Origin of the sequence: Aeromonas sp. ZOR0002 (assembly GCF_963866995.1) — a bacterium.
In the GTDB taxonomy this organism is placed as follows: Bacteria; Pseudomonadota; Gammaproteobacteria; order Enterobacterales; family Aeromonadaceae; genus Aeromonas; species Aeromonas caviae.
In genome coordinates, this window is sequence record NZ_CAWMFQ010000138.1 from 1 (window position 1) to 1,456 (window position 1,456).

Sequence of the window (1,456 nt, forward strand, 5' to 3'; positions counted from 1 at the left end):
GAACACCACCAAGTCGTTGGATACCTCTTACACCCGTCTGGCTTCCGGCCTGCGCATCAACAGCGCCAAGGACGATGCGGCCGGTCTGCAGATTTCCAACCGTCTGACTTCCCAGATCAACGGTCTGGATCAGGGTAACCGCAACGCCAACGACGGCATCTCCCTGGCGCAGACCGCTGAAGGGGCCATGGACGAAGTGACCGGCATGCTGCAGCGTATGCGTACCCTGGCCCAGCAATCTGCCAATGGCTCCAACTCAGATAAGGATCGTGAGGCTCTGCAGAAGGAAGTGGATCAACTGGGATCCGAAATCAACCGTATTTCCAAAGATACTACTTTCGCTGGTACTAAGCTGCTAGACGGTAGTTATGGTGGTACTTTCCAGGTGGGGGCGGATGCGAACCAGACTATTGGCTTTAGCTTGAGCCAGGCTGGCGGATTTAGTATTTCAGGGATTGCCGCAGCAGCGACTGATGCAACAGTTGCCAGTGTGTTCGTAAGTGGCTCAACTGCCGGTGGAATAAGTATTAGTTCTCAGAGTAAGGCTCAAGCTGTGCTGGCTGCAGCAGATGCCATGTTGGGGGTTGTGGATGGCAAACGTGCTGAATTGGGTGCAGTGCAGAATCGGCTAGATTCGACCATTCGCAATCAGTCTAACATCTCTGAGAACGTGAGCGCTGCGCGTTCCCGTATCCGCGATGCGGACTTCGCGACCGAGACTGCCAACATGACCAAGCAGAACATCCTGCAGCAGGCGGCTTCCAGCATACTGGCTCAAGCCAACCAGCGTCCGCAGTCAGCTCTGTCACTGCTGGGCTAATAGGTCTGACAGGGGCGGTCGCTCAGGTCGCCCCCCGAGCAGAGCAATAGGGTAGTACCGTGACCTGGTTCCATCGAAATGGAATGGCGGTAGGGCAGCCAGAGGAAGCATCTGTGCTGGTACCCACCCTCTAGCCTGAATACTTGATTGGCCGACGCTTGTCGGCTTTTTTATTGGTGCCATAAGGGTGGCTACCCATACTCACCCCACAGCCGCGAAAAGCCACCACTCGGTGGAAGGCATATGAGCTGGTCCCTGCGTTGGCGTTACTCTCCCTTGCCTAGCCATCTCTTCCTCAGCGGAAGGGTTTTGCCTCTTTATTGACGAGAGCGGCAATAAATCTCCTAAAGCTTCCGATGAGGCTGCCGTTACAAGATATGAAGCAAATTGAGGGGTGTTCGGAAATCCAGCATTTGCGCAACTGCGGGTCCGATGTCCGTTCAAACAGCGGATCCGCCAGATGAGACAGACCGTTCAATCTGTCCATCTGAACGGTGGGATTCTGACTCGCTTGATGCAAGCAGGGCCCGCAGTTTCTTGTTCATCAGGAGAAATCTTTTATGGCCATGTTTATCAACACCAACACTTCATCACTGAACGCCCAGCGTAACTTGATGAACACCACCAAGTCGTTGG

1 protein-coding gene is annotated in these 1,456 nt (G+C 54.4%); it reads left to right on the plus strand.

Annotation, left to right across the window (positions count from 1 at the left end; all coding sequences use genetic code 11):
• A partial coding sequence (locus AACR77_RS08365) for a flagellin N-terminal helical domain-containing protein (protein ID WP_042880779.1) occupies positions 1-820 on the plus strand: 820 nt, incomplete at its 5' end.
• Positions 821-1,456: the final 636 nt, after the last annotated feature.